Here is a 26859-nt window from a genome sequence, read left to right as displayed (position 1 = left end):
AGGGGAGATTGCACGATGGCAGGCAAGGCGCAGGGCGTCGGGGCCGTTCCGCCGGAGCACACCGGCAACGTCAAAGTCACGCGTCCGCAAAACGGCGCGGAATACCTGGACTCGCTGCGCGACGATCGCGAGGTCTACATTTACGGGGAGCGGGTGAAAGACGTCACCACGCACCCCGCCTTTCGCAACACTGCGCGCATGGTGGCCCGCCTCTACGACGCGCTGCACGACGACAAGCACAAGGACAAGCTGCTGCTGCCGACCGACACCGGCAATGGCAGCATGACGCACGCCTTCTTCAAGGCGCCGAAGTCGATGCAGGATCTGATCGCCGGGCGCGATGCGATCGCGGAATGGGCCAAGATCACCTATGGCTGGATGGGCCGCGCGCCCGACTACAAGGCCGCATTCCTCGCGACGCTGGGCGCGAACGCCGATTTCTACGATCCGTATCAAGAGAACGCCAAGCGCTGGTACAAATTCAGCCAGGAGCGCGTGCCCTTCATCAATCACGCGATCATCCATCCGCCTGTCGATCGCGACCGTCCGCCGAACGAGGTCGCCGACGTCTGCTGTCATATCGAGAAAGAGACTGACGCCGGGCTGATCGTGTCGGGTGCCAAGGTGGTGGCAACGGGATCCGTGCTGACGAACTACACCTTTGTCGCGCATCACGGCCTGATCCCGCTGCAGGACAAGAAGTTCGCAGCCGTGTTCATGGTGCCGACCAACGCGCCCGGCGTGAAGTTCATCTGCCGCACGTCCTATGAGATGAGCGCGAGCGTGATGGGAAGTCCGTTCGACTATCCGATCTCGAGCCGGCTCGACGAGAACGATGCCGTGTTCATCATGGACAAGGTACTGGTGCCCTGGGAGAACGTCTTCGTTTACGGCGACATCGAGAAGGCGAACAATTTCTTCCCGCGCACCGGCTTCCTTCCTCGCTTCGTCGTGCATGGCTGCACGCGCCTCGCGGTCAAGCTCGACTTCATCAGCGGGCTGCTGCTCAAGGCAACTGAGGCCGCCGGCACCAAGGACTATCGCGGCGTGCAGGCCAATGTCGGCGAAGTGATCGCCTGGCGAAACCTGTTCTGGAGCCTGTCGGACGCGATGGTGCGCGATCCCAAGCCATGGATCGGCGACTACGTGCTGCCGAACATGGATCCCGGCAACGCCTACCAGATCATCGCCACCATGGCCTACACCAAGGTGAAGTACCTGATCGAACAGACGGTCGCCTCCGGCCTGATCTATCTCAACAGCCATTCCAGCGACTTCAAGAATCCCGAGATCCGCCCCTATCTCGATCGATACTTGCGCGGCTCCAACGGCTACAAGGCCGAGGAGCGGGTCAAGCTGCTCAAACTGTTGTGGGACTGCATCGGCAGCGAGTTCGGCGGTCGCCACGAGCTCTACGAAATCAACTATGGCGGTTCGACCGAGGAGATACGCCGCTATTGCCTGTTCGGCGCCCAAGCCTCCGGCAATGCCGATCGGTTCAAGGGGTTTGCCGAGGACTGCATGGCCGAATACGACCTCGACGGCTGGAAGGTGCCTGACCTCACCGATCCCGGCGAGCTCAGCTATCACATGCTGCGAAAGTGAGATCGATGCTGAGCGGCGCCGTCGATTCCAAGCGCTTCCGGTCGATGATGGGAACATTTCCGACCGGCGTCGCAATCATCGCGACCGAATGGAACGGCGAACTGTTCGGCGCGACGATCAATTCGCTGACATCGGTCTCGCTCGCCCCCTGCATGCTGCTGTTCTGCACGAATGAGGGGAGTGCGACGGGAGCCGCCATCCGGCGGCGCGGCCTGTTCTCGGTGAATATTCTGGGTCAGCATCAATCCGAACTGTCCCATCGCTTTACCGGGCAGTTGAAGAGCCGCTTCGATGATTTGGCCCCGGCGTTCAGCGCCGACGGCCTGCCGCTCTTGCAGGGTGCAGCGGCCCGGCTGTGCTGTCGCGTTGCCACCGTTCACAAGGCTGGCGATCACGACATCATTCTGGGCGAGGTGATCTCGGGCGAGGAGTCCATGTGCAATCCGCTCGTGTTCCACAAGGGGGCGTACGGGAGCTTTCAACGCGCTTGAGGCGATGAGGAAGGGGGCCGGCGCGGCGGATCAAGGCCTTGCCAGCGCTATGCAAAGCCGTTAGTGGTGCGCCCCCTTTCACCCAACTGTCAGCGTGGTTCATGTCGAGCGCCTCGCCCGCCGTCTCGATCGGCATCGATTTTGGAACCAGCAATACCGTCGTCGCCCTCGCGGCCGACGATCGCCGGGTCGAGGCCATCCGCTTCGAGCACGGCGGACAGCGCCACAGCACCTACGTCTCGGCGCTGTGCTTCTGGGAGGACCGGCCGGGCGCCGGCGCCCAGGCCGAGGGCGGGCCGTGGGCGATCGAGCAGTTTCTCGAAGGGCGCCACGTCTATCGCTTCCTGCAGTCCTTCAAGACCTTCGCGGCCAGCTCGAGCTTCAACACCACGCAAGTGTTCCGGCAGCGCTTCAAGTTCGAGGATATCCTGGCGGCGTTCCTGCGCACGCTGGCGCGCCATGGCGGCGACAAATTCGGCTTCGAGGCGGCGAACATCACCGTCGGCCGTCCCGTGCGTTTTGCCGGCGGCAATCCCGACGATGATCTCGCCATGCAGCGTTACCGCGCCGCCTTTGAGCGTCTCGGTGCCGGTCATGCCCGCTATGTCTACGAGCCCGTAGGTGCGGCATTCTCCTTCGCCCGAAGGCTCGAGCGCGATGCCACCGTGCTGGTTGCGGATTTCGGCGGCGGCACCAGCGATTTCTCGGTGATGCGCTTTTCCCGCGCCGGAGGCCATCTGCGCGCCGAGCCGCTCGGCCACGCCGGCATCGGCATTGCAGGCGACACGTTCGACTACCGCATCGTCGATCACGTCGTCTCGCCGCGGCTCGGCAAGGGCTCGAGCTTCCGCTCGTTCGACAAGGTGCTGCCAATCCCGAACAGCCACTACACCAACCTCGCGCGCTGGCATCAGCTCGCAATGATGAAGAGCAATGGCGACCTGCGCGAGTTGCGCGAGCTTGCGCGCACCGCGCTCAAGCCGGATCAGCTCGAGGATTTCATCACCATCGTCGACCTCGACCTCGGCTTTTCGCTGTATCGCGCAGTCTCCGACGCCAAGGTCGCGCTGTCGGCCAAGGACGAAGTGGATTTCCGCTTCAAGGGCGGCGGCGTCGACATCGGTTCGGCCATCACGCGCAAGAAGTTCGATTCCTGGATCGCCGACGACATCGCGCGGCTCGGCGCCACCGTCGACAAGGTGCTGGGCGAAGCCCGCATCACCGCGCGCGAGGTGGAGAAGGTGTTCTTGACCGGCGGCACCTCGTTCGTGCCGGCGGTGCGAAAACTGTTCGCCGACAGGTTCGGCAATGAGCGGCTGATGTCGGGCGACCAGTTCGAGTCGATCGCCTACGGCCTCGCGCTGATCGGGCACAGTCCCGAGCCGGATCGCTGGACCGCCGATGGCGGGCTGAAGGCGCGCGCATAACCTTTTGTCGGCGTTGCGAACCGTTGACGCAGATCAATGGTGATCGATCGGATCCGACTTTGACTTTCCCTGTCGCTACGGAAGGTCAGCCATGCATCGGTTCTTCGTCCTGATCGTGATTGCGTTCGGTGTAGTCGCCGATCCGGCGCGCGCGGCCGATTGTCGGGTCACGGGAGATCCATCCGCTTTTGGCGTGGACATGGTCGCTTTCTTTGCCGTCAGATCCGGTGAAACCTGCAAGTTTCCGATCAGAATTCCCGGCATGATGACGGCTTCAGGCATCGCGCAAAAGCCCGCGCAGGGAACGCTGAGGCAGGTCAACATCACGACCTTTACCTATACGGCTCCGCGCGGCTACAAGGGCAGCGATACGTTTTCCATCTACGGATCAGGAAAAGGTCCGTATGGCTCAGGGCGGTCGGTCATCACGGTGAACGCAACGATCGAATAGGCGAAGATGCGTCGTTCGCACTGGCCGGTCGATTTGAAATTCAGGATAGGCCAAGAGATGCGTCTGCTGCGCTGGATGATCCTGGTGGGTGCGACAACGCTCTTCGGCGCTGTCCCGGCCACGGCTCAACGTTACGATCCGCGCTTTCCGGTGTGCCTGCAGAGATGGCACGAGCGGGGCCTCATCACCTTCGACTGCAGCTATCATTCGATCGATGAATGTCGAGTGACGGCTTCGGGACTCTCGGCCATGTGCCAGGAGAATCCATATTGGCAGGGACCGTCTGGCCGCAACTCCAGGCGACGACAAGGCGGTCCCAGCTAGAGCGTGATCCCAAAAGGTGCGAAGAGGCGGCTCGCTCCACTGATGCGTCGAGCCGCCCATCGCGAGGCCGGAGCAGGGAGTTACGGCTTGATCTCGGGCTCGACGAGGCGCGCAAGGTTGCGCAGCGATTCCTGCCAGCCGAGATAGCAGGCCTCCGGCGGGATCGCGTCGGGAAGTCCGGCCTGTGTGATGTCGACCTCGGTGCCGACAAGGACTTTCTTCAGGATCACGGTCACCTCGATCAGGCCCGGCAGGTTCGGATCGTCGAACCTGTCGGTGTAGCGAAGACGTTCGCCAGCGACGAGCTCGAGGTATTCGCCGCCGAACGAATGGCCGTTGCCCGTCGTGAAATTCCGGAACGACATCTTGAACGTGCCGCCGACCTTGGCTTCCAGATGGTGGACGGTGCAGGTGAAGCCGTTGGGCGGAAGCCATTTCGCCAACGCATCAGCCTCAACGAAGGCCCGATAGACCTTCTCGGGGCTGGTGGCGAGAACGCGGTGCAGGCGGACAGTGTTGGGCATGGTTGTTATCCTCATGAACTGACGGGCCGTCGAGGTCTAGGGGCCGATCATGGCCCGAGGACGAACGAGGCGTCGAAGACCCGACATGCCGTCCCGGATTTTCTGGCGAGCCTCTGCGGCGCGTCTCTACGTCTGGTCGATGGAAGCCACAATTCCGCTATCGTTGCCCGCTCAACTCCTGCGCGAAATCGGGGGGACTTCCTTTGCACAGGACGATTTGGGCTTCCGCCATCGCGCTGCTGTGTCTTGGCGTACCGGGTCTTGGCGTACCGGGTCTTGGCGTGCCGGCCAGGGCCGCAGGCATTCAGCTTCTCGATTCCGATCCGGCGCTGTCAGGCGCGATCTGGTATCCTTGCGCGACCGAGCCGACGCATGTGGCGCTGGGCAAGCTTTCAGTGGGCGCCGAGTTCGACCTGAAGGGCGCGAAGGATTGTCCGGTGACGGGCGCCAAGCTGCCGCTGGTGATCTTCTCGCACGGCCGGGGCGGGTGGTTCGGTGCAAACCATGACACGGAGGAGGCGCTGGCCGAGGCCGGCTTCATCGTCGCCGCCATCAATCATCCCGGTGACACCACCAACGATTCGTCGCGGCGCGATACGCTGCCGGTGTGGGGATCGCGCCCGGCGGACATGGTTCGCCTGCTCGATTTCATGCTGAAGGACTGGAAGGACAGGGCGGTGATCGATCCGGCCAAAGTGGGCTTCTTCGGCTTCTCGCTTGGTGGCTATACCGGTCTGGCGCTGATGGGCCTCAAGCCGGATTTCGCCTGGCTCGCCGAGCACTGCAAGGAGACATCAGGAACATGTGCCCAGCTCCACAACGGAGAAACGCTGCCTGACCCGTCGCAGGACGCTCGAATCCGCACGGCGGTGATCGTCGATCCTGCACCGGCGGTTCTGACCCGCAAGAATCTTGCCGCGGTCAAAATCCCTTTCCAGTTCTGGCGGTCGCAGTTCGGCGGTCCCGGCGTGGGCGACGGCACGCCCGTGGCGCGCGTCGCGGGTTGGCTGGAGGGCAAGCCCGAGATGCACGTCGTTCCGGCCGGCCACTTCGCCTACCTCGCCCCGTGCACGCCGGAGCAGGCCGCGGCCGTCCCGCGCATCTGCACCGATACGCCGGCGGAGTTCGACCGGGCAGGTTTTCACCGCGAGTTCAATGCGGCGGTGGTGAAGTTCTTTCATGAGCAGCTCGCCGGCGGAGATCAGTGAGCTTCACGTTCGCGAGGAGGCGGGGATGAGGCAACTTGGCTGCGTGATCGGCTTGCTTGCACTTCTGCTGTCTCCGGCCGCGGCCGATCCCGTGCTACCGGGCCTCGTTCGGCAGGATCTGATGGTGCCGATCACGCTTGCTGATGGCAGTCAAGTCAGGCTCGAGACCATGATCCTACGGCCGGATCGACCGGGGCGGTTTCCGCTGGTGCTGCTGGTTCACGGGACAATTCCCGGCACTGGCGATGCCTTTCGCGCAGCGCTGGCGCGGGAAACGCCGACCAGTCTCCTTAATCCGGCCGTGGCGTTTGCCCAACGTGGTTATGCCGTTGCATCGATCATGCGCCGGGGGTTTGGACATTCAAGCGGACCGTTTGCGGAGACACTGTCCGGATCCTGCGACGATCGCGACTATCTCGCCGTCGCGCGGATCGCGGCCGAGGACGTCACCGGCGCTCTTGCCGCGCTCCGCGGCGAGGCCTGGGTCGAGCCTGATCAGATCGTGCTGATGGGGCATTCCACCGGGGGCTTTGCCGTGACCGCGACGGCGGCGGACAATCCAGCGGGCGTCATCGGTGTTCTCAATTTCGAGGCGGCTCACGGTTCCATCCCGGGTCGCACATGCAGTCCGGATCATCTCGTCGCGGACGCCGGCATCTTTGGCCGCACTGCGCGAATTCCGGCGCTCTGGCTTTATGCGGAAAACGATCGCAGTGCGCCGCCGGCGCTCGGCCGTCGCATGTTCGATGCTTACGTCGCGTCAGGTGCGCCAGCGCAGTTTCAGATCTTGCCGCCGTTCGGTGTCGACGGGCACGCCATGGTGCCGATGGGCCCTGCTGATCTTTGGTGGCCCGCGGTGGAGAGTTTCCTCAAGCAGTTGCATCTGCCGACATCAGTGCTGGTCGATCTGCCGTCGCCCGCAGCAATTCCGCCGCCGACACCGCTCAACGCGGCGTGCGCCGGCTATTTCGATGCCTATGTGAAGGCATGGACCGACGCCAAGGCCTATGCCTGGAATCGCGATGGTCATTGTACGTCGGTTACCGCTGCGCAGCGAACCGTCGATGATGCGAAGAACGAGGCGTTGCGGCAATGCGTGGCTGCCTGGAAGGAATGCTCGCTCTATGCGGTCGGGCAGGTTGTGGCCCCGGGGTAGATCGGAACGAAATGAATGGCATGTGGTGGTCCGTTCGGCCGGACAACATTCGCCGCTTGGCAAAATCCGTTCCTCGGCTGGTGCTGACGGATCCGCCGTTCGCCGTCGAGGTCGTCGCGAGGCTTTGACCTATGTCAAGCGCTTGATGGTGCGAGCTCCCCAAAAGGGAGGGCTTCTTCATGAACGGAAGGCGGCGTGCAATGAAATTACTCCTGACTTTCCGCAGGCTCATGAACATGCGCGGTGTGCCGCTGCCTATGTCGCAGGAGCGATGCATGTCCGACGTCATGCGCGCCTGCCGCTCTTTCGCCCGTCACTGAAGCGTCCGTTGTGAGGACCGAATACCTCGCTCATCTCTCGCCACGTGGCCGCTTGAGCCTCGCGATCGTCGTCCTGGCATCGATCGCTGCGACGATCTGGGCGGTGGTGCATGTTTGGCAGACCGCTCCGTCGCGCCACATCGTCCTGGCGTCCGGTCTGGAAGACGGCCTTCTGCACCAATATGCCAAACGCTACATCGAAATTCTGGCACGTTCCGGCGTCACGGTTGAAGAGCGGATCACCAACGGTGCAGAAGACAATCTGGCAGTGTTGCGAGATCCGAAGTCCGGCGTGGACATAGGCTTCACTCAAGGCGGCCTGTCGCAGGCGTCCGACGCCAGGGGCGTGGTCATGATTGCGAGTCTCTATTATGTGCCGTTGTGGATTTTCTACCGCAAATCAGAGCCGCTGAACTACGTCGATGAATTGCGCAATCGCAAGGTCGCCGTCGGTGTTCCCGGCAGCGGGGCACGTTCGTTCAGTGAGTCCGTTTTCGCGCTCAACGGTCTGACGCCCGACAATGTCACGATGGAGCCCTTGAGCAATCTGCCGGCGCTGATTGCGCTGCGCGCGGGCGAGCTGGACGCCGTCGTCTTTGTCGACGGTGCGGACAATCCTGCCGTCTGGAACGCGCTGCGCGATCCGACCCTGAGCGTGCTGAGCTTCGCGAGAGCCGAGGCCTATCGACGACGGCTCAACTTCATCAGCACGCTCAAATTGCCATCGGGTGTGATCGACCTGGCGGACCACCTTCCGGAAAAGGATATTGACCTGATCGGGACCAAGGTGATGCTTGCAACGCGCGAGGATCTCCATCCGGCCATCACACATTTATTGGTCGACGCCGCAAGGGAGATCCACGGTCGGCAAGGTCTTTTCGAGGAGGCAGGCGAATTTCCAAGCACCGCCCAGGTGGATCTGCCTGTTTCGACCGATGCCGATCAGCATCGACGCTTCGGCCGCACGATCCTCTACCAATATCTGCCGTTCTGGATCGCGGCGTGGGGCGAGCGTGCAATCATCATATTGTTGCCTCTGGCGGCAATCCTGTTGCCGCTTTTCCACTATTTGCCTCAATTGGTCCGCTGGCATGTCCGCTCGCGCATCTACCGGTGGTACGGCGAGCTGGCTCTGCTCGAGCGGGATGTCGCCGCGCGCACAGGCGATTTGCCGAGAGACAAGTGGGAGGCTGACCTCGCCCGCATCGAAGAGGCCGTTGCCAGAATACGCACGCCGGCCGGCTTCGCGAGCGAGGCCTATACGCTCCGTGAGCACATCCGCCTGGTTCGTCGCGCCATCATCGCGCGGGGCCACTCATCGTCCGCCGTGCAGCCGGAGGTTATCAGGGTATCATAGCCTGGGTGGATCAGAACCTGTTCGTGGGCGCGCCGTCGACGGCTTTTCGTCACGTCCCCGCAGCAGTCAACCCGAGTTGCGGTACGGCCTCTTGCCACCCGGCTCAACCTGGCGCCGGCTGCGCGGCAGCAACGATGCCCATTGTCGTGCCGGGATTCATGGCATCGATCATCGCCGTGGGAATGAGGATCGTGGCGCCACGCTCCTTGGTCGTCTCATAGATGATGTTCATGGCGCGCAGCTGAAGTGCTGCCGGACTACGCGCGTAGATGTCGGCGGCCTCCACGAATTTCTGGGCTATCTCCTGTTCGGCCTGGCCGAGCAGCACGCGCGCCAGTCTCTCTCGCTCGGCCTGCGCCTGTCGGCTCATCGCGTCCTGCAATCCAGGCGGCACGCCGATGTCCTTGATCTCGACCGAGATCACGGCTACGCCCCAATCAGCGGTCTTGCGCCCGATATCATCGCGCAGCAACTGATCGCCCTGCTTGCGCTCGGCCAGCAGCGTCGACAGCAGCGACGATCCCACCATTTCGCGCAATGAGGTTTGTGCGACCTGGGTGATGGCCTGACGGTAGTTCGCAATCTCGAGCGCGGCACGCTCGGGATCATGGATCTGCCAGAATACGATCGCGTCGATATTCACCGGCACGGTGTCCTTGCTCAGCGCCTTCTCGGCATTGATTTCCGTGGTCTGAATGCGCTGATCGAGCCATGAGGCCACCTCGTCGATGAACGGTACGATCACGAACAGGCCGGGGCCGCGAATTGCCGACAGCTTGCCGAGGCGAAGCACGACCGCGCGCTCCCACTGGCCTGCAACCAGGACGGCCTGTGGAATCAGGAATGCGACGATCACGAGGCCAGCCGCGACGGCATAGAGGCTGCGAGAACCTCCGTCGTAGGCGAGCGAGGCGACGAGCGCCGCAGCTGCGAGAGCCACTGCTGCAAGGAGTAGAGAGAATCGACTTCCGCCGCTTGCCTTAAAATAGTTGTGCATGACGACTATTCCTTCTGTCTTGCGAGGGCCTTTATCCGATCGGCCAGGGCAACGGGATCGATGCCCGCGGCGGCGGCCGTAGCGAGCGTCTGTTTCGCCAGACCGTCAATCTGCTTGGCTTGTTCACGTACGCTGGTTGCGGGCGGGGGCTCCGCGACAAAGCTACCCCGGCCCCGAACCAGGGTGATGGCGCCAATTCGTTCCAGCTCGTCGTAGGCATGCCGGACCGTATTGAGGTCGATCTTCAGGGCAACTGCGACTTCGCGCATCGTCGGCATCTGGTCGCCGCGAGCCAGCACGCCCGCGCCGAGATTGCGCAGGATCTGGTCCCGAAGCTGGATGTAGATCGGAACACCCGAATTATCGAGACGAAGCGATTCTAGTAGTGTATGCATTGACTAGTACACTATATATCAGTTACTATGCCGTCAATGCCTATTTCGTCCGCGCGAAGCCCGGACATTTCGCGCTGCTGCCGTGCCGAATTCCGAAACGACGAACCACTTCGTCAAGGAGGCGCTGCAATGACCACGACCTTCAGCACGACCGCCTTTTCCGCGACGACCCGAATGAGGCGGCATCTCATCAGCCTCTTCGGAAGATATCGTGACGAGTTTCAGGAGTGGCGCAGGCGCGGGAAGCTGCGCAGGGATCTGTGCGCTCTGGATGACCGGGAGCTTCAGGACATCGCCATCGCACGCGGCGAGGTCGACTACGTTGTCTCGAGCCACTTTGTCGATCCGCGGGAGGGTGCCATGAACTTCAAAGCCAAGATCCTGATGGCTGGCCTCGTTCTGTGCCTGTTGAATTTGGCGCCGGCCATCGGCGCCGATATCAAGCAGGTCAGCGTCAACGGAAAGCAATTCGCCTACGTCGAGGCCGGGCAGGGCGATCCCGTTGTTCTGGTGCACGGTGGGCTTCAGGATTACCGCTTCTGGAATTCGCATCTTCCGGTGTTCGCCAAAAGCCATCGGGTCATCGCCTATAGTCGGCAGAACCATTTTCCGAATGCGACGAGCAAGGACGGTCTGCCCGATGGCGCCGCAGACGTGCATGGCGAGGACCTGGCCGCCTTGCTGGCCGCGCTTGGCATTGCGAGCGCGCACATTGTCGCCCACTCCTCCGGCGCGCATGCTGCGCTGTTCTTCGCCGCCAACCACCCCGAGGCGGTGCGAACGCTCGTCATCAACGAGCCTCCTGCCGCGGCGTTGCTCGCCGGAGCTCCCGGCGGGAATGATGTTCTGAAGCAATGGGGCGCGAGGTTTGCTCCCGCGCGGCAAGCCTTCGAAAAGGACGATCTCGATGCAGGGCTGCGGTTCTTTGCAGAAGCCGTCGGCGGGCCAGGCACCTACGATCGGCGGTCCGAGAGCGAGCGCAAGATGATGGCGGACAACGCGTTGTCGGCCGTTGCGGATGCAATAGCGACCCGCCCGCGCCCGATGTTTACCTGCGACATGGCGAAGCGCATCTCGGCACCCACGCTCGTGACCAACGGCGATCACAGTCCGGAATTCTTCCATCGCATCGTCGACGAATTGGTACGATGCCTGCCTCGGCGAACTCGGGTGGAGATTTCCGGCTCATCCCACACGGTGCCGGGAGAAGCCCCTCAAGCCTACGACGAGGCCGTGCTTTCCTTCATCGCCAGCCACTAGAAGCGGCCAACAGGGGACATCAGGCCGCTATTGGGCGACGAAAAAGAAGTCGAGACCCCGTTAAGCCGGAGCCGGCACCCCTGGACGCTTCACCAGCGTAAAGGCCGCAGCGGCCAACAGGCAGAGGATCCCGGCGAAAAGGAAAGCCGGCACATAAGTCCCGAGTGCATCTCTGCTGACGCCAGCGGCAAATGCCATCAGGCCGACGCCGAGCTGGTGAGCGGCAAAGATCCAACCGAACACCACCGGCCCCATCTCCCGTCCAAACGTCCCAACCGTCAATCTGACCGTCGGCGGAACCGTCGCGATGAAGTCCAGCCCGTAGAGCATCGCAAACGCGCTCATCGTCACGATCGTCGCGTTGGATTCTACGAGCCAGATCAAGGAGAGCCCACGAAAACCGTAATAGATTGCGAGCAGCCATCTGTTGTCGAAGCGATCGGACAGCCATCCCGATCCGACCGTGCCGATCAGATCGAACACGCCGATCATGGCGAGCAGGCCTGCCGATGTCACGGCCGGCAAGCCGAGATCGCCGCAGAAGGGCACGAAGTGGGTCGATGTCAGCCCGTAGCTGGACACGCCACAGATCAGGAACGTCAGAGCCAACACCCAGAACACCAGGCGGGTCGACGCCAGGCGCAGGCCGTGAAAGCTGAGCGCCACAAAATTCCGTCGCGGCACCGCGGGGATTGGCGCCATTGCCGTCTCGCCGAGTGACGCCAGTCCCAATTCCTGGGGACGGTCCTTTCCGAGCAACAGAAAAAGGATGAGTGCGAGAAGAAGACCAAGTCCGGACGGAACAAGCGCGAGGCGCCAGCCCCAATGCTCGGTGATCCATGCGCCCATCGGCACGAAGATCAAGGTGCCGGTTGCGACCGATCCGTTCAGGAGACCGACGACCAATCCACGATGGGTCGTGAACCAGCGCACCGAAATGATCGTGGCGAGTTGCAGGGCGGTGAGCCCCGGCGCGATGCCGAGAATGAGCCCGAGTCCCAGCCACATTTCGAACCGGTTCGTCATGAAGATCGTGAGCAGCAATCCCGTCAGAGTCATCGTGCCGGCGATCGCCAGCATCACCCTGGGGCCATATCGGAGCATCATGCCGCCGGCGAACGGTGCCACCAATCCGAATAGTGCAAAACGAAGTCCTTGCGACGCAGACAGCTCGCTCATGCTGACGTGGAGGTCAGCCGCGATGTCTCGCATCAGGACACTGGGCACACCGAGGGCCGAGCTCGCAAACAGCCCATAGAGAAATCCCAGCGCGGCCATCACCCAGCCATAGTGAATGTTCCGGGCCGTGGCCTGTCGCGCAATGAACTCAGCAAGCAAGGCCAAATCCCTTCGGTAAAGATGAATTCTCTGGAAACGCCGAAGGCCAGGCCTGGGCTGGTCCCGCTCAAGGTGAAACCAAGGGTAGAGGAGACCAGCCCCGGGGCCAACAAAAAAGCCGCCGAAACCGGCGGCTTTTCGAACTTGCTTTCTTCGGGCCGGACATGCCAAGCGACTGGCGTGGCTCCGGCCCGGTCAACGAGCGGTCTGCCCGCCCACTATTGCTTGTTTCGGTTCTTGCTGGCCCCTCTGAGCGGCGGCGTCGATGCCAGCGCAGTTGCGGTCTCGGTCATCTGGATGCAGGTGAGCAAATCGACATAGCTTTGAGTTCCGCCTGCTGTGGCCTCACCTTCGCAGGCGTCGCGGACAGCGGGCTTGGCTGACGACCACACGGTGCCGAGTTGCTGCTGCGCTGTCGTTTCATCACGCATGCAATCGGTAAAGCTTTGAGCCAACGCCAGTCCCATCGACTTGTCCGTTTCCGACGTCGCCTTGCAAAGCGCTTCGACCTTCAGTTCGGGAACGCGATCAGAAGCCGGTATGGCCATTGAACCCGCAAGCAGTGCAAGTGAAAGCAGGGCGCTGTTCATCTGTGTCTCCTTGCTAGAATTGCCCCGGTTGCGCGGGCGGTGAGGGCCAATCGGACCTGAGATTGTTTGGATTGGCACGATCAAACAGATCCTGTCGCAACACGAAGCCGCGCCTGGCTGGAGAGGCAGGGGACGGTGAACGCAAGACCTGAGCCTTTGCACCAGTTAGGCGATCGTGATTGTCCGTCGCATGGACTGGCGGAGCGAGCCCAATTTGAAAAGTCGCAAGCACGGCAAGAAAGCGAACGCTTGTCATGGCTGTACTCAACGATCGAGAATAAGGGGCGGATCGCTTGACAGTGCCCGCGCCGCCCGGACGCTGCAACCAATATGGGTCCTGCGCAGGGAGCCACGGTATTTCGGGATCGACGTTGATGCAGATCAACCCAAACAACGCCTGGCGATGCCGCGCCTCTCACTTCGTGATGACGTGCTTTGTCGGCGTCACCGCCGGGGGCGGTGCTGCAGGCGAGATGACAAAGGTCACCCAGGCATTCCAGCCCTCGGGCCGGTTTTCCGCGGCGAACTCCTTGTAAGCCTTCAGGTTCAGATAGCCCTGCATGTCGCCCACCGGGAAGATGAAGCCAACCTGCGGGCCCGCGGCCGCGACCTGCGAGCGGAAGCAACCGACGCGATCGCCGGAGCCGCTGTCGCAACCGAGTTGCTTGTAGACGTAACCTACGAGACCGACCTGGACTTGCTTGGTCAGGAATTGTGAGGCGCCCCAGTCGAAATGCATGTCGACGCCGCTCTGATACTGCGTGTCGGTGTTCTTGAAATTGTAGGTGAAGCCGAGCACGCCGGACAGTTCATGCCCGGTCTGCGGATTGAAATAGGTATAACCGCCACCCGTATCGATCGCTCCATGCCCGAGCCCGATATTAGCGAGGCGGGTCGACTGGTAAGCCCCGACCGGGATGTCGCCCATGACATAGGTCATGTAGTTGTTGACACCGGCATTCCAGCGCAACGCGAACTGCGGTATCAGATCGCCGAAGGCCATCACGGAATCACTGATGGAATCGGCGCGCGAGAAGGGAATCGTGCCGCCGCCCGGCAGCGTCAGCGTTCCTGTCACCGTTCCGTTAAGCGAGGTGGTGTTTGCGCCATAGATTCCTATGAGACTGGCAGACGCCTGACCGCCCAGCACCGGTGTTGCAAAAACGTAGGTCGCGTTCAACAACCCGAGATCCACGTTCGCATTGACGTTTGCGCTCAAGGTCGCCGTCAAATTCACGGGAATGCGGCCGATCTGAATTTCGCGGGCGCGCGCCACGTCGCCGCCGGCGGACACCGAGGTGTGATAGTAGATCGCGGCTGCCGTCCAGCCTGGCTGCTGAGGCGTGGCAGCGAGGCTGCCAAATGTGCCCGGAATCCAGAAGCTGATGCCGCTCTCATCGGCCGCGACGATCGTTGGTGCTGCTGCAACGGCCGCAAATGCAATGGCGGCAAATGCTCTCGTCATTCGCATGGCAATCCCCCGCCGAACCACGAGCCTCGCTCGCGTGCGCGCCCAATATGATGCTGACAATATGACAGGGCGCGCCGCGCCGGGCGATAGCCGTCATGATGGCGGGAATATTTGGCAACCAGATGTAGCAAAAGGGGCACAATACCACGCTGTGCTATCGCTTGTGCGGGTACCATCCTACGGGAAAATCCTGTCGCTGTGATTTTGAGAGCCGCTAGATACCGATTATTCCTTTACTGAACTTCACGCCGGCCGGTGGGCAGGAACACCTCGAGCTTGATCATCAGAGAAACCAAGACAGTCCTTGCCGCCGTTTGGGTGAATGTCCTTTGGTCTCTCGTCTTTCCCGCGGCAGCTGCCAACCACATCCATAGGGCCACGCAGTCTGCGTACAGCCATTCCCCAACTCACGGCGATCGCTCTGCTCCAGACGATCGCTCTTTATCCCAAGCCTAGGCTTCGCAGGAAGCTTCGGCCAAGGAACCAGTGAAATTGCTGCGACCAAGGTGATCGCGAGCACGGCGCCGGCGACCGGATGATTGAGCTTGTGAGCGAGCATGCTGTCGATCCAAGGTGAAGACCCGGAAGCTCGTTATTTGAAGTGTGAGCTCCAGACATTTCTTCCCGTTGATTTCGCTCAAGGTCCGCTGTTCGACTTGTCCGTGCAGCACGATGACGAGTGTGAGCGCATGTTCCGCTCTTCAATATTGGATGACTTTTTGCAGATGCTTGATCGGAGTGACGCCGGCAGATCCCTAGATAAGATGAGCGTGCGCCGCCGGATCGCGCAGCCAGGCGATCCAATCTGCCCTTAGGTACCTTTCGTTGCATAGGTTGATCTGCGTCAACGTCGATCCTTGCATCGTCCTTGAGAGTGATGAACATCTGCGTGATTGCGCGCGCCTCACGGGAGGGCTGCAATGAATTTTCGTGTGATTGCTTCCATACTGTTTTTGACATCGGCGCTATCCGCCCCTGCGTTTGCTCAGCAAGCGCAACCGACCACGCCGCCGCCGGGCTCGCCGGCAGCAACCATCACCATTCCCGGCGATCAGCTTCCACCACCGCCGCAAAAATTCGGTGGCAAGATCGAACGCGATGCGACGAAGTCGACACCATTTTGGCCTGCGCGTGTCGTTCCGCCCAAAGGCGCGCCGAACGTTCTTCTGATCATCACCGACGATTCCGGCTACGGCGTGCCGTCGACGTTCGGCGGAGTGATCCCGACCCCGGCGCTCGATCGGATCGCGAAGGACGGCCTGCGTTATACCAACTTCCATTCGACAGCGCTGTGTTCGCCAACCCGTGCGGCACTGATCACCGGCCGCAATCATCATTCGGCTGGCTACGGCGTCGTTGCCGAACAGGCGACCGGCTATCCGGGCTATGACAGCGTCATCACCAAAGACAAGGCCACGATTGGACGCATCCTGAAGGAAAACGGCTACCACACCGCGTGGTTCGGCAAGAACCACAATACTCCGGAATACCAGGCAAGCCAGGCCGGACCGTTCGATCAGTGGCCGACCGGCATGGGCTTTGAATATTTCTACGGCTTCATGGGCGGCGACACCAATCAGTGGGAGCCAGGCAATCTCGTCCGCAATACCACGCCGATCTATCCTTACGTCGGCAAGCCCGGCTGGAATTTGATGACGGCGATGGCCGACGAGGCGATCGACTACGTCAACCGCATCAACGCGCTCTCGCCGGACCAGCCCTTTTTGATCAAGTTCGCGCCGGGCGCCACCCACGCGCCGCATCATCCGACCAAGGAATGGGTCCAGAAGATCAGCGAAATGAAGCTGTTCGATGCCGGCTGGAACAAGCTGCGCGAGACGATCTTCGCCAACCAGAAGAAGCTCGGTGTCATTCCGCAGGACGCCAAGCTGACGCCCTGGCCGAAAGACCTGATCAAGGAGTGGGACCAGCTCAACGCCGACGAAAGGAAGCTCTTCATCCGGCAGGTCGAAATCTTCGCTGCTTATGTCGCCTACGCCGACAACGAGATCGGCCGCGTGATCCAGGCGATCGACGACCTCGGCAAGCTCGACAACACGCTGATCATCTACATCAACGGCGACAACGGAACGAGCGCCGAAGGCCAGCCGAACGGCACGCCGAACGAAGTCGCGATGTTCAACGGAGCCAATCCCGGGGTCGAGGAGCAGCTGAAGTATTTTTATGACGCCTGGGGCACCGACCGCACCTACAACCACATGTCGATCGGCTGGGCCTGGGCGTTCGACACGCCGTTCTCCTGGACCAAGCAGATCGTGTCGCATTTCGGCGGCACCCGCCAAGGCATGGCAATCTCCTGGCCGAAGGTCATCACGGACAAGGGCGGCATTCGCAGCCAGTTCCACCATGTCATCGACGTCGTGCCGACCATTCTCGAAGCCGCGCACATCAAGCAGCCCGACATAGTGGACGGCATCAAGCAGAGCCCGATCGAGGGTGTCAGCATGATGTACACATTCGACAAGGCCAACGCGAACGCACCCTCGACGCACAAGACCCAGTATTTCGAGATGTTCGCCGATCGCGCGATCTACGACGACGGCTGGATCGCCAGCACCAAGGTATTGCGGCCGCCGTGGGTGACGGCTGGAATCAAGCTGCCGGACCCGGCCGAATATCCCTGGGAGCTCTACGATCTCAAGAACGACTGGACGCAGTATGAAGATATCGCGGCCAAGAATCCTGCCAAGCTGAAGGAGATGCAGGATTTGTTCTGGAAAGAGGCGCAGAAATATCAGGTCCTGCCGCTGGATTCCTCGGTGGCTGGCCGGCTGGTCATACCGCGGCCGAGCCTAAGTGCTGGCCGCACCTCTTTCACCTGGACGCGGCCGCTCACGGGCACGCCGAACGGTGACGCGCCGAGCATCCTCAACGCCTCCTATAATTTCAAGATCGATGTCGAGATACCGCCGGGCGGCGCCGAAGGCATGCTGATTACCCAGGGCGGACGTTTCGGCGGATACGGTTTCTATATTCTCAAGAACAAACCGGTGTTTACGTGGAACTTGGTCGACCTCAAGCGCGTGCGCTGGGAGGGACCGGAGCTGACGCCGGGCAAGCATGTCATCGAGTTCGATTTCAAGTATGACGGTCTCGGTGCGGCAACGATGGCCTTTGGCGACTATAGCGGTATCGGCCGCGGTGGCACTGGCGTCCTCAAAGTCGACGGCAATGCGGTCGCAACCGAGACGATGGAGCACACGCTTCCTTTCATCCTGCAGTGGGATGAGGCGCTGGACATCGGGGCCGACACCGGCACCCCGGTCGACGACAACGACTACAGCACGCCGTTCACCTTCACCGGCACGCTCAACAAGATCTCGCTGAATATCGACCGGCCGAAATTGAGTCCGGAAGACATCAAGCGTCTTGAAGCCGCAGCAAGGGCCGCGGGGGATGGGCCTTCCGCCGATGCCGGCAAAGCCGCTGCCGAGGGCGCTGCGCCGCAAGTCTCGGGCGATATCGGCCTCAGCGTGCTGCAAAAGGTCGAGCTGCGCCTCGATAAGCGCGAGGGCTGTCGCAAACAGGCAGACGCGCTGGGTGTGGGGATGATCGAGAGGATCCAGTTCGTCCGAAACTGCATGAAGTGAGGCCGCGGCTGTAAGACGGCGCGGGGAGTTCATCAACTCCCCGCACCCGATCGCGTCCCAAAAGCGGAGCAACGAACGTCATGTTCAAACCGATGGCTTCGGCGCCGCTGACCGCCGTAGTGGTATTGTACAGTGCTGCGGCTCAAGCGCAGCAGGCAACGGTTGCAAACGAAACGCTGCAAACCATGCTCGCCGCGCAGATTCGCGCCCAGGGCTTTGTCTGCGACAAGGCGCTCGGCGCGCTGAGAGACAAGAAGCGCTCCAGGCCCGACCACGCCGTATGGACCCTGACGTGCGGCAATGCGACCTACCGGATCAGCCGTGCGCCCGACATGGCAGCAAAGGTCGAACCCGTCCCATGAGAAAGCACCACTCAGGCGGGAACTGCAAAGCGGATGTCGCCGATATCCGGAAGCTCGAGAAGGCGCGGCAGGCCGCCGCTGCGCGTGAGTGATTGTCATTCAGGTCGCGGAACAGATCCCCTGCGCCGCTACTCGGCACCAACGGAGGCTTTCAGAACTTCCGCCGCTTCGGTTTTCATGACCCGCGCGCGGTCGCAAAGATGTGGAGGTCAGTTATGCTTTCTACCGAACAGGGACCGATTTCCCTTCGTCGCCGCAATCTGATCGCAACCGCGCTCGGTGCCGGGCTGGGCGCGGCATTGTCGCCAGCAACGAGCGAAGCGGCGGGCCCGCTGCTGCGCGGGCTCGGCGAGCTGAAGGGCGATGCCGAGGAAGAGCTGGCGTATGTTCTTGCATTGGAATGCTATGTCTATGGCTTTCCGCTGGTCATGATGGATGCAACGCGAGCCGTGATGACGGCCACCTCGAAGTCCGAGCAGTACAAGGCGCCCATCAACCAGTTCGGCAGGATACGGACCTATGTCGATCCGGATTTCAAGGATTGCGTCCGCATCAGCGTCAATTCTCTCTGGGCGTTTTCGTTCATCGACCTGGACAAAGAGCCTTTCGTCTATTCGCAGCCCGACACCCAGGGGCGCTACATCGTCATGCAGGCACTCAACATGTGGACCGACGATTTCGCCTCGGTGGGCAGCCGGACGACGGGGACCGGCGCCGGAGACTTCCTCATCGCCGGCCCGACATGGAATGGTGTCGCGCCCAACGGCATCAAGCAGACGTTCCGTTCGACAACCCGCTACGCCTCGGTGCTGGTCCAGATCGCGTGCCATAGCCCCGCGGAGTTTGCTGCGATCAACAAGCTGCAGGATCAATTGCAACTGACGCCGCTCAGCGCCTGGGGCAAGCCCTACACGCCGCCTTCGGACGTACCGATCGACACCAGTGTCGATACAACGGCGACGCCGTATGATCAGGTGCGGCTCATGACCGGCGAGATGTTCTTCAAGCACCTCGCCGCAGCGTTGAAGGACAATGCGCCCTACCGCGACGACACCAAGACCATCGACAAACTCAAGCGTATCGGGATCGAGGTCGGCAAGGACTTCGACCCGTCCAAGATCGATCCGGCCGTTCTGCGTGGAATCAACCGGGCGCCGGCCGAGGTCTGGTACAAGCTGGAAACAGGCCCCTACACTGCGCCGACCGTGAACGGCTGGCAGGGCGCACTGAATATCGGTCGCTTCGGTACCGACTACACCACGCGGGCATTCATCGCCTGGTTTGGATTGGGCGCGCTGACGTCGGATGATGCGGTCTATCCAACCGCATTTGTCGATGGCGACGGCAACGTGCTGGACGGCGCGGCGAAATATATTCTCCATCTCGAGAAGGACGAGATATTCCCTTCCGAAAGCGGGGTTTGGTCGATCTCGCCCTATCGCGAGAATTTCTATGTTCGCAACGCGATCAACCGCTACGGCATAACTTCGGCGATGCCGATCAAATACAATCCGGACGGCTCGCTCGATATCCATATCCAGGCGCAATCGCCAGGCGCGGACAAGGAAACCAATTGGCTGCCGTGTCCGCCGAGCCTGCCCTTCAATCTCAGTGTCAGGGTCTATCAGCCCAAGACGGCCCTCAAGGACGGCACGTTCAAGATCCCGCCTATTCGGCGCGTCCGGAGCAGCTGAACGACGTCGAGCCTAAGGCCGGCGAGGACTTGTCCTGGCCAGCTCGGAATTAGAACCGCGACGGAAATGGAGCTATGGAACATGACCAAGATATGCGCTGGCTTGTTGCTGATCCTGGCCACGCTCGGTGTTGCGAGCGAGGCCAATGCTGTCGTCTGTGCACGCGGTGTGGTTCGTGCGGGATGTGCCGGTCCCAATGGCGCGGTTGTCGCCCCCCGTCCGGCCGTCTCGGCGCCAGTCGTCGCACCCGTGGTGCGCCCGGCATGCGCGATTGTAAACGGGGTGCGCGTCTGCCGCTGACAGAGCGCGTCGGTCGAGGTCATCCCGGCCGTTCACGCTGCGGCCATCCTGGCTTTTCGGACAGGAGAATTGCGACGATGAAATCCATAACACGGAGAGCTTTTGCCTGCGGGATGGCCCTGCTCCCGTCGTTCCGTCCGGCGCTTGCGCGCGCGCAGACCGCCGTCAGTCCCACCGAAGCCGGCGCAATTGCCAAGGAAGCCTATATCTACGGCTTCCCAATGGTGGACAGCTACCGCATTCAATATGCCTATTTCGTCGATGCGAATGGCCCCGAATATAAGGCGCCATGGAACCAGCTTCGCAACTTCTCGCGCGTCTTCACGCCGGAAGACAAGGCGGTCCAAACGCCGAATTCGGACACTCCCTACTCGTTTCTCGGTATGGACTTGCGTACAGAGCCCATCGTGCTGACCGTTCCGGTCATCGAAAAGGAACGGTATTTCAGCATTCAGCTCATTGACGCCTACACGTTCAACTTCGACTACATCGGTAGTCGCAGCACCGGCAACAACGGCGGCAGCTTCCTCATCGCTGGACCTCATTGGAACGGCTCACCCCCGAACGGTGTGACGAAGGTGATACGTGCCGAGACCGAAATTGCGCTGGCCGCGTACCGCACGCAACTTTTCAACCCCGCTGACATTGACAACGTGAAGAAGGTGCAAGCCGGCTACAGGGTGCAGACGCTTTCGGCTTTCCTTGGCGCGCCAGCGCCGAAGGCCGCGCCGGCGATTGATTTCATCAAACCGCTGACGCCCGAGACCGAAAAGACCTCGCTTGAGTTTTTCAACATCGTCAACTTCCTCTTGCAGTTCTGTACGACGAACCCCTCCGAGAAGGAGCTGATGGCGCGGTTCGCCAAGATTGGCGTTGGTGCTGGCAAGACCTTCAACGCCGGCAATCTCACGCCCGAACTGAAAACTGCCATTGAACAGGGTATGGCCGATGCCTGGCAGGCATTGGCCCAATTGCAGAAGCGAATGGATGCCGGGGAAGTGACCAGCGGGGATACTTTCGGCACCCGCGCATATTTGAAGAACAATTATCTCTACCGCATGGCCGCTGCCGTTTTCGGAATCTACGGCAACTCCAAGCAGGAAGCGATGTATCCGATGTATCTTGTAGATGCGGACGGCAAGAAATTCGACGGGGCGAACCGTTACACCGTCCGCTTTGCACCGGGCCAGTTGCCACCGGTGAATGCCTTCTGGTCGCTGACCATGTACGAACTGCCGTCGAGCCTGCTCACGGCCAATCCGATTAACCGCTATTTGCTCAATTCGCCGATGCTGTCAGAGTTCAAGCGCGACGGGGACGGCGGAATTACTTTCTATATCCAAAACGAGGCTCCGGCAGCAGACAAGCAGCCCAATTGGCTACCCGCACCCAAAGGGGGCTTCTTTGTCGTTATGCGTCTCTACTGGCCGAAAGCTGAGGCGCTCGAAGGGACGTGGAAGCAGCCTCCGATGCAGCGGACCGTTTAGTTTTCATTCGGGCCACCGGGAGAATCGAGCGACGATGGAGAACGTAATCCAGTTGGTGCCGGTAGCGCCTTCAATCGACCAACTGGCACGGATCATCGGCAACGTGGCGGCCCCGGCTTTCCTGCTGGGTGCCGTCGCGTCCTTCATCTCGGTCCTGATTTCCCGCATCAACCGGGTCGTCGACCGGGCTCGGTTGCTTCACGACATCACCGATGATGATGCCTCAAAGGCTTACCTCAAGGCGGATATTCCCCGGCTGCGACACCGGGCGTTGCTCTTGAACAGATCGCTGTTCTGCTCCATCCTCTCTGCGATCCTCACGGCGCTCATCATCATCGTTGCCTTCATCAGTGCGCTGTTCAATGTCGCCCATGAATATGGCGTCGCACTGCTGTTCATGGCCGCGCTGCTGACGTTCTGCGCCTCTCTCATCGACCTCGCCCGCGAAACCCGAATTGCGCTTCACGACAACGATCTGCGCGTGTAAGTCTTCCGGGGGCAGTGCGTGGGGTGGTTGGACGTGACGAAAGGTTCTCGGAAGAGCCGCAGGCGTCAGGAGGCCCAGGCCCGGCCCGAACAAGACCGTTCGGCTCCTGCTCAACGCCCCGCGCCAACTTTCCGATGGCGAACTGCCGCGCTGCTGGCAATCGGCGCCGGCGCGCTATTTTTTCTGCTGGCAAGCGGGCTGTCCTGGTTCAAGACGTCCGGCACCTCTCAGCCGACCCGCGAGGCAGGGCTGAGCTTTGTCGGCAGCCAGGCGTGCAGCGGCTGCCACCAGGCGGAGACGCGGCTGTGGCAAAGCTCGCAACATCGTCACGCCATGGATCACGCGAACGACACGTCCGTCCGTGGCGACTTCAACGACGCGGCCTTTGAATATGCGGGCACGCGCTCGCGCTTCTTCCGGCAGGACGGGAGATTTTTGGTCGAGACAGACGGCCCGGACGGCAAGCTCGCGACTTTCGAGGTGAAATACACTTTCGGTATCGATCCGCTGCAGCAGTACCTGATCGAATTTCCCGACGGTCGCGTCCAGGCCCTGTCCATCGCCTGGGACACGCGGCCGAAGGAGCAGGGCGGTCAGCGCTGGTTTCACCTCTATCCGGACGGCGCCATTACGCATGACGATCCGCTGCACTGGACGAAGCTGAACCAGAACTGGAATTTCATGTGCGCCGAGTGCCACTCGACCGGCGTACTCAAGGGCTACGATGCCGGCAAGGATACGTTCGCCACCACATTCTCCGAGATCAGCGTCGGCTGCGAGGCGTGCCATGGTGCCGGCTCGCGTCATGTCGCCTGGGCGCGCGGAAAGCCGGCGTCGCGCGGCGTTGACGACGGCCTGCTTGTCGCCTTTGACGAGCGCACGGGCATCACCTGGTCGGCCTTGGCTGGAACAATGACGCCGACACGCAGTGCGCCGCCAGCGGCGCTGCGGAAGGAGGTCGAGACCTGCGGGCGCTGTCATGCTCGTCGCGGTCAACTTTCGGAAGACTGGACGCCAGGACGGCCGCTCTCGGAAACCCACCAGGTCGCGCTGCTCGATCGCCAGCATTTTCATGCCGACGGCCAGATGCGCGATGACGAGGAGACATACAATTACGCGCCCTTCAAGCAGAGCAGGATGTTCGCCAAAGGCGTGACCTGCAGCGACTGCCACGACCCGCACAGCGCGACTCTGAAGGCCCCCGGGGATGGCGTCTGTGCGCAGTGCCATGCACCCGAGAAGTATCAATCGACTGCGCATCGACACCACGCCGACGTCTCGCCACCGCCCGGCTGTCCGTCCTGCCATATGCCGGAGCGGCGCTACATGGTCGTCGATCGCCGCCACGATCACGGCTTCCGCATTCCGCGTCCCGATCTCTCCGTGCAGATCGGCACACCGAATGCATGCAACGAGTGTCACCGCGGCAAGTCTGCGATGTGGGCGGCCCGGCAAGTCGAAACCTGGTTCGGCATGGAGGGGCGCGGCCACCAGACCTGGGCGTCGGCCTTTCATGCCGTCTGGAGCGAAGCCGCCGATGCTCAGGCGCTGCTCGCCGCAATCGCCGGATCGGGCGACGCTCCCGGCATCGTCCGCGCCAGCGCACTCGCCGAGCTTCCGGTACCGGATTTCGACCTGATCCGGCGTGCGCTATCCGATCCCGATCCGCTTGTGAGACTTGGTGCGCTCGACGGGCTGGAAGGGGTAGCGCCCGAACAGCTCTGGTCGCTCGCCTCCCTGCGGCTCAGCGATCCCGTGCGCGGCGTGCGCATTCGCGCGGCCGATCTTCTTGCCGCGGTGCCATCAGCACAGCAACCAGCAGCCGATCGCGATAAGTTCGCGTGGGCCGCGGCCGAGTTCGTGGCTGCACAGAGGCTGAACGCAGACAGGCCTGACGCCCGTACCGCACTCGGGGGCTTCTTTGCCCGTCAAGCCAATGCCAGCGAGGCGGAGATCGAATATCGTGCTGCGCTTCGGCTGGATCCCTCGTTCACAGCCGCCGCCGTCAACCTGTCTGACCTCTATCGGCAACTTGGACGCGAAAGCGATTGCGAGCAGGTCTTGCGCGAGGCTCTCGCCACGTCGGCGCAGGATGCATCTCTTCACCATGCACTTGGTCTGGCGCTCGTACGCAAGCAGCGCAACGAGGGTGCGCTCGATGAACTGCGTCAGGCCGCGTCGCTGGCGCCGGGTCAGGCGCACTACGCCTACGTCTATGCCGTCGGGCTAAACGCGAATGGCCGGCGCGACGACGCGCTTGCGGTGCTGAAGGAAAGTTTGCGTGCGCACCCCAATAGTCCGGAGTTGTTGTCCGCTGCGCTGAACCTCAGCCGCGAGAAGGGAGACGTCGTGGCCGCGCTCGCTTATGCCGAGCGACTATCGAAGCTCATGCCGGACGATTCGCGTCTGGCCGATCTTGTCAAGGAGTTGAAACGATAGCAGACAGGAGCCCTGGGTATCCACGCCTGCGGGAATGTCGAGCCGACTGCAGGCGTCACTGCCGATGGACGGCGCGATAATGACATACTACGCCTGTTTTGCCCGACGCTTCAACAAAAATTCGCTAAATACGAAATTTGCTCCTCGGCCAACGAGGCAGGCTACTGTGCATGGGGTTGTTTTTGGTTTTTGGCTTGTGCTCGCAGCCGCACGGTCTTGCTGACGCAAAAGGGCCGCCTCGATGGGCGGCCCTTTCGTCTTGGTCGAAGGAATGCCGTTTACTCGGCGGCCTGCTTCTGCGGCGGGTCGAGCGCGCCTGACTTGTGGATCTCGGCGACCTGATGGTCCGAGAAGCCGAGCACGGCGCGCAGGATCTCGTCGGTGTGCTCGCCGAGCAGCGGCGAGCGGGTGACGTCGCTCGGGCTATCCGACAGCTTGATCGGGTTGCCGACCGAGATGTACTTGCCGCGGGTGGGATGATCGACCTCGACCACGGTGCCGGTCGCGCGCAGCGACTGGTCCTCGGCGATCTCCTTCATCGACAGGATCGGGCCGCAGGGGATGTCGTCCTTATTGAGGATTTCCATCGCCTCGAACTTCGTCTTGGTCATCGTCCACTGCTCGATGCGGCCGAAGATCTCGTTCAGGCGCGGCAGGCGGGCCGCCGGCTTGGCGTAGTTCGGATCGGTCTTCCATGTCGGCTCGCCGATCACGTCGCAGATCTTCTCCCAGACCGGGGCCTGGGTGATGAAGTAGATGTAGGCGTTGGGATCGGTCTCAAAACCCTTGCACTTCAGGATGCGGCCGGGCTGGCCGCCGCCCGAGTCGTTGCCGGCGCGCGGCACGGCATCGCCGAACGGAATGCCTTCGCCGAACTGGCTGTATTCCTTGAGCGGGCCGTGGGCGAGGCGCTGCTGGTCGCGCAGCTTGACGCGGGCGAGGTTGAGCACGCCGTCCTGCATCGCGGCGGTGACGCGCTGGCCCTTGCCCGAATGCGTGCGCTGATAGAGCGCGGTGACGATGCCGAGCGCCAGATGCAGGCCGGTGCCGCTGTCGCCGATCTGCGCACCGGTGACGAGCGGCAGACCATCGCGGAAGCCGGTGGTGGAAGCGGCGCCGCCGGTGCACTGCGCGACGTTCTCATAGACCTTGCAGTCTTCGTAAGGTCCCGGGCCAAAGCCCTTGATCGACGCGACGATCATCTTCGGGTTGATCGCCTGGATCTTCTCCCAGGGGAAGCCCATGCGGTCGAGCACGCCAGGGCCGAAATTCTCGACCAGCACGTCGCATTTCTTGATCAGCTCGGTCAGGACTTCCTTGCCCTTCGGGTTCTTGGTGTCGAGCGTGATCGAACGCTTGTTGTGGTTGAGCATGGTGAAATACAGGCTGTCCACGTTCGGGATGTCCTGCAGCTGGCCGCGGGTGATGTCACCCACGCCCGGGCGTTCCACCTTGATCACGTCGGCGCCGAACCATGCCAGCAGCTGCGTGCAGGTCGGTCCTGACTGGACGTGGGTGAAGTCGAGAATGCGAACGCCCTCGAGCGCTTTGGTCATCGTCTATGC

General features: G+C 61.9%; 24 protein-coding genes. 17 read left to right on the top strand and 7 right to left on the bottom strand.

The window, feature by feature from the left end; translation table 11 throughout:
• The first annotated feature begins 15 nt into the window (after nt 1-15).
• The 5 genes from L6637_RS08050 (at nt 16) to L6637_RS08030 (ending at nt 4298) form a co-directional block, all read left to right on the top strand.
• Entirely contained in the window at nt 16-1605 is a 1590-nt protein-coding gene (locus L6637_RS08050; RefSeq protein ID WP_237859256.1) for a 4-hydroxyphenylacetate 3-hydroxylase N-terminal domain-containing protein, read from the top strand.
• Nucleotides 1606-1610: 5 nt separating this feature from the next.
• The gene (locus tag L6637_RS08045; RefSeq protein WP_237869917.1) at nt 1611-2096 is read left to right on the top strand and encodes a flavin reductase family protein; all 486 of its coding nucleotides are present in this window, start codon (nt 1611-1613) and stop codon (nt 2094-2096) included.
• 101 nt (nt 2097-2197) lie between these two features.
• Nucleotides 2198-3523, top strand: a complete 1326-nt coding sequence (locus L6637_RS08040) for an Hsp70 family protein (RefSeq protein WP_237869915.1) — start codon at nt 2198-2200, stop codon at nt 3521-3523.
• A 91-nt stretch (nt 3524-3614) separates the two neighbouring features.
• Nucleotides 3615-3974 (top strand): hypothetical protein, encoded by a 360-nt coding sequence (locus L6637_RS08035; protein ID WP_237859253.1) that lies wholly within the window; start codon nt 3615-3617, stop codon nt 3972-3974.
• Between the two features lie 6 nt (nt 3975-3980).
• Nucleotides 3981-4298, top strand: a complete 318-nt coding sequence (locus tag L6637_RS08030; RefSeq protein ID WP_338076841.1) for a DUF3551 domain-containing protein — start codon at nt 3981-3983, stop codon at nt 4296-4298.
• A gap of 80 nt (nt 4299-4378) precedes the next feature.
• On the opposite strand, the gene L6637_RS08025 is transcribed toward L6637_RS08030, so the two are convergent.
• On the bottom strand, nt 4379-4822 hold the full coding sequence (locus tag L6637_RS08025; RefSeq protein WP_237869913.1) for an SRPBCC family protein: 444 nt from the start codon (nt 4820-4822) through the stop codon (nt 4379-4381).
• Nucleotides 4823-5196: 374 nt separating this feature from the next.
• On the opposite strand from L6637_RS08025, the gene L6637_RS08020 reads away from it, so the two are divergent.
• From L6637_RS08020 to L6637_RS08010, 3 genes are all read left to right on the top strand, one after another.
• A complete protein-coding gene (locus L6637_RS08020) occupies nt 5197-6030 on the top strand; it encodes an alpha/beta hydrolase family protein (protein WP_237869911.1) in 834 nt (277 codons plus the stop codon).
• 25 nt (nt 6031-6055) lie between these two features.
• Complete coding sequence (locus L6637_RS08015) at nt 6056-7186, top strand: alpha/beta hydrolase family protein (RefSeq protein ID WP_237869909.1); 1131 nt, start codon at nt 6056-6058, stop codon at nt 7184-7186.
• 372 nt (nt 7187-7558) lie between these two features.
• A complete protein-coding gene (locus L6637_RS08010) occupies nt 7559-8863 on the top strand; it encodes a TAXI family TRAP transporter solute-binding subunit (protein ID WP_237869907.1) in 1305 nt (434 codons plus the stop codon).
• A 103-nt stretch (nt 8864-8966) separates the two neighbouring features.
• Here the strand turns inward: L6637_RS08010 and L6637_RS08005 are convergent, their stop codons facing one another.
• Both L6637_RS08005 and L6637_RS08000 read right to left on the bottom strand, forming a co-directional pair.
• Complete coding sequence (locus L6637_RS08005; protein WP_237869905.1) at nt 8967-9860, bottom strand: slipin family protein; 894 nt, start codon at nt 9858-9860, stop codon at nt 8967-8969.
• 5 nt (nt 9861-9865) lie between these two features.
• Nucleotides 9866-10255 (bottom strand): GntR family transcriptional regulator, encoded by a 390-nt coding sequence (locus L6637_RS08000; RefSeq protein ID WP_237869903.1) that lies wholly within the window; start codon nt 10253-10255, stop codon nt 9866-9868.
• A gap of 414 nt (nt 10256-10669) precedes the next feature.
• Here L6637_RS08000 and L6637_RS07995 point away from each other — a divergent pair, with 414 nt between their 5' ends.
• A complete protein-coding gene (locus L6637_RS07995) occupies nt 10670-11515 on the top strand; it encodes an alpha/beta fold hydrolase (protein ID WP_237869901.1) in 846 nt (281 codons plus the stop codon).
• Between the two features lie 60 nt (nt 11516-11575).
• Here the strand turns inward: L6637_RS07995 and L6637_RS07990 are convergent, their stop codons facing one another.
• The 3 genes from L6637_RS07990 to L6637_RS07980 all read right to left on the bottom strand — a co-directional run bounded on the left by L6637_RS07990 (nt 11576) and on the right by L6637_RS07980 (nt 14908).
• On the bottom strand, nt 11576-12853 hold the full coding sequence (locus tag L6637_RS07990; protein WP_237869899.1) for an MFS transporter: 1278 nt from the start codon (nt 12851-12853) through the stop codon (nt 11576-11578).
• Between the two features lie 218 nt (nt 12854-13071).
• Nucleotides 13072-13443, bottom strand: a complete 372-nt coding sequence (locus L6637_RS07985; protein WP_237859239.1) for a hypothetical protein — start codon at nt 13441-13443, stop codon at nt 13072-13074.
• A 415-nt stretch (nt 13444-13858) separates the two neighbouring features.
• Nucleotides 13859-14908 (bottom strand): SphA family protein, encoded by a 1050-nt coding sequence (locus L6637_RS07980; RefSeq protein WP_237869897.1) that lies wholly within the window; start codon nt 14906-14908, stop codon nt 13859-13861.
• Nucleotides 14909-15471: 563 nt separating this feature from the next.
• Here L6637_RS07980 and L6637_RS07975 point away from each other — a divergent pair.
• The 8 genes from L6637_RS07975 (at nt 15472) to L6637_RS07940 (ending at nt 25294) form a co-directional block, all read left to right on the top strand.
• Complete coding sequence (locus L6637_RS07975; RefSeq protein WP_237859238.1) at nt 15472-15729, top strand: hypothetical protein; 258 nt, start codon at nt 15472-15474, stop codon at nt 15727-15729.
• A 105-nt stretch (nt 15730-15834) separates the two neighbouring features.
• On the top strand, nt 15835-18525 hold the full coding sequence (locus L6637_RS07970; RefSeq protein ID WP_237869895.1) for an arylsulfatase: 2691 nt from the start codon (nt 15835-15837) through the stop codon (nt 18523-18525).
• Nucleotides 18526-18605: 80 nt separating this feature from the next.
• Entirely contained in the window at nt 18606-18887 is a 282-nt protein-coding gene (locus tag L6637_RS07965) for a hypothetical protein (RefSeq protein ID WP_237869893.1), read from the top strand.
• A 215-nt stretch (nt 18888-19102) separates the two neighbouring features.
• Nucleotides 19103-20581: a DUF1254 domain-containing protein gene (locus tag L6637_RS07960; protein ID WP_237869891.1), complete on the top strand. Its 1479-nt coding sequence runs from the start codon at nt 19103-19105 to the stop codon at nt 20579-20581.
• 81 nt (nt 20582-20662) lie between these two features.
• Complete coding sequence (locus L6637_RS07955) at nt 20663-20881, top strand: hypothetical protein (protein ID WP_237859235.1); 219 nt, start codon at nt 20663-20665, stop codon at nt 20879-20881.
• Between the two features lie 113 nt (nt 20882-20994).
• Entirely contained in the window at nt 20995-22368 is a 1374-nt protein-coding gene (locus L6637_RS07950; protein ID WP_377802688.1) for a DUF1254 domain-containing protein, read from the top strand.
• 55 nt (nt 22369-22423) lie between these two features.
• Entirely contained in the window at nt 22424-22855 is a 432-nt protein-coding gene (locus tag L6637_RS07945; RefSeq protein ID WP_237870033.1) for a DUF2721 domain-containing protein, read from the top strand.
• Between the two features lie 33 nt (nt 22856-22888).
• A complete protein-coding gene (locus L6637_RS07940) occupies nt 22889-25294 on the top strand; it encodes a tetratricopeptide repeat protein (protein ID WP_237869887.1) in 2406 nt (801 codons plus the stop codon).
• A 278-nt stretch (nt 25295-25572) separates the two neighbouring features.
• On the opposite strand, the gene frc is transcribed toward L6637_RS07940, so the two are convergent.
• Nucleotides 25573-26850: a formyl-CoA transferase gene (gene frc / locus L6637_RS07935; RefSeq protein ID WP_237869885.1), complete on the bottom strand. Its 1278-nt coding sequence runs from the start codon at nt 26848-26850 to the stop codon at nt 25573-25575.
• Nucleotides 26851-26859: the final 9 nt, after the last annotated feature.

It is taken from the genome of Bradyrhizobium zhengyangense (assembly GCF_022012435.1).
GTDB classification, from domain to species: Bacteria; Pseudomonadota; Alphaproteobacteria; order Rhizobiales; family Xanthobacteraceae; genus Bradyrhizobium; species Bradyrhizobium zhengyangense.
The sequence above is the reverse complement of the archived record's forward strand: the minus strand, read 5'-3'. Positions and strand labels throughout refer to the sequence as shown.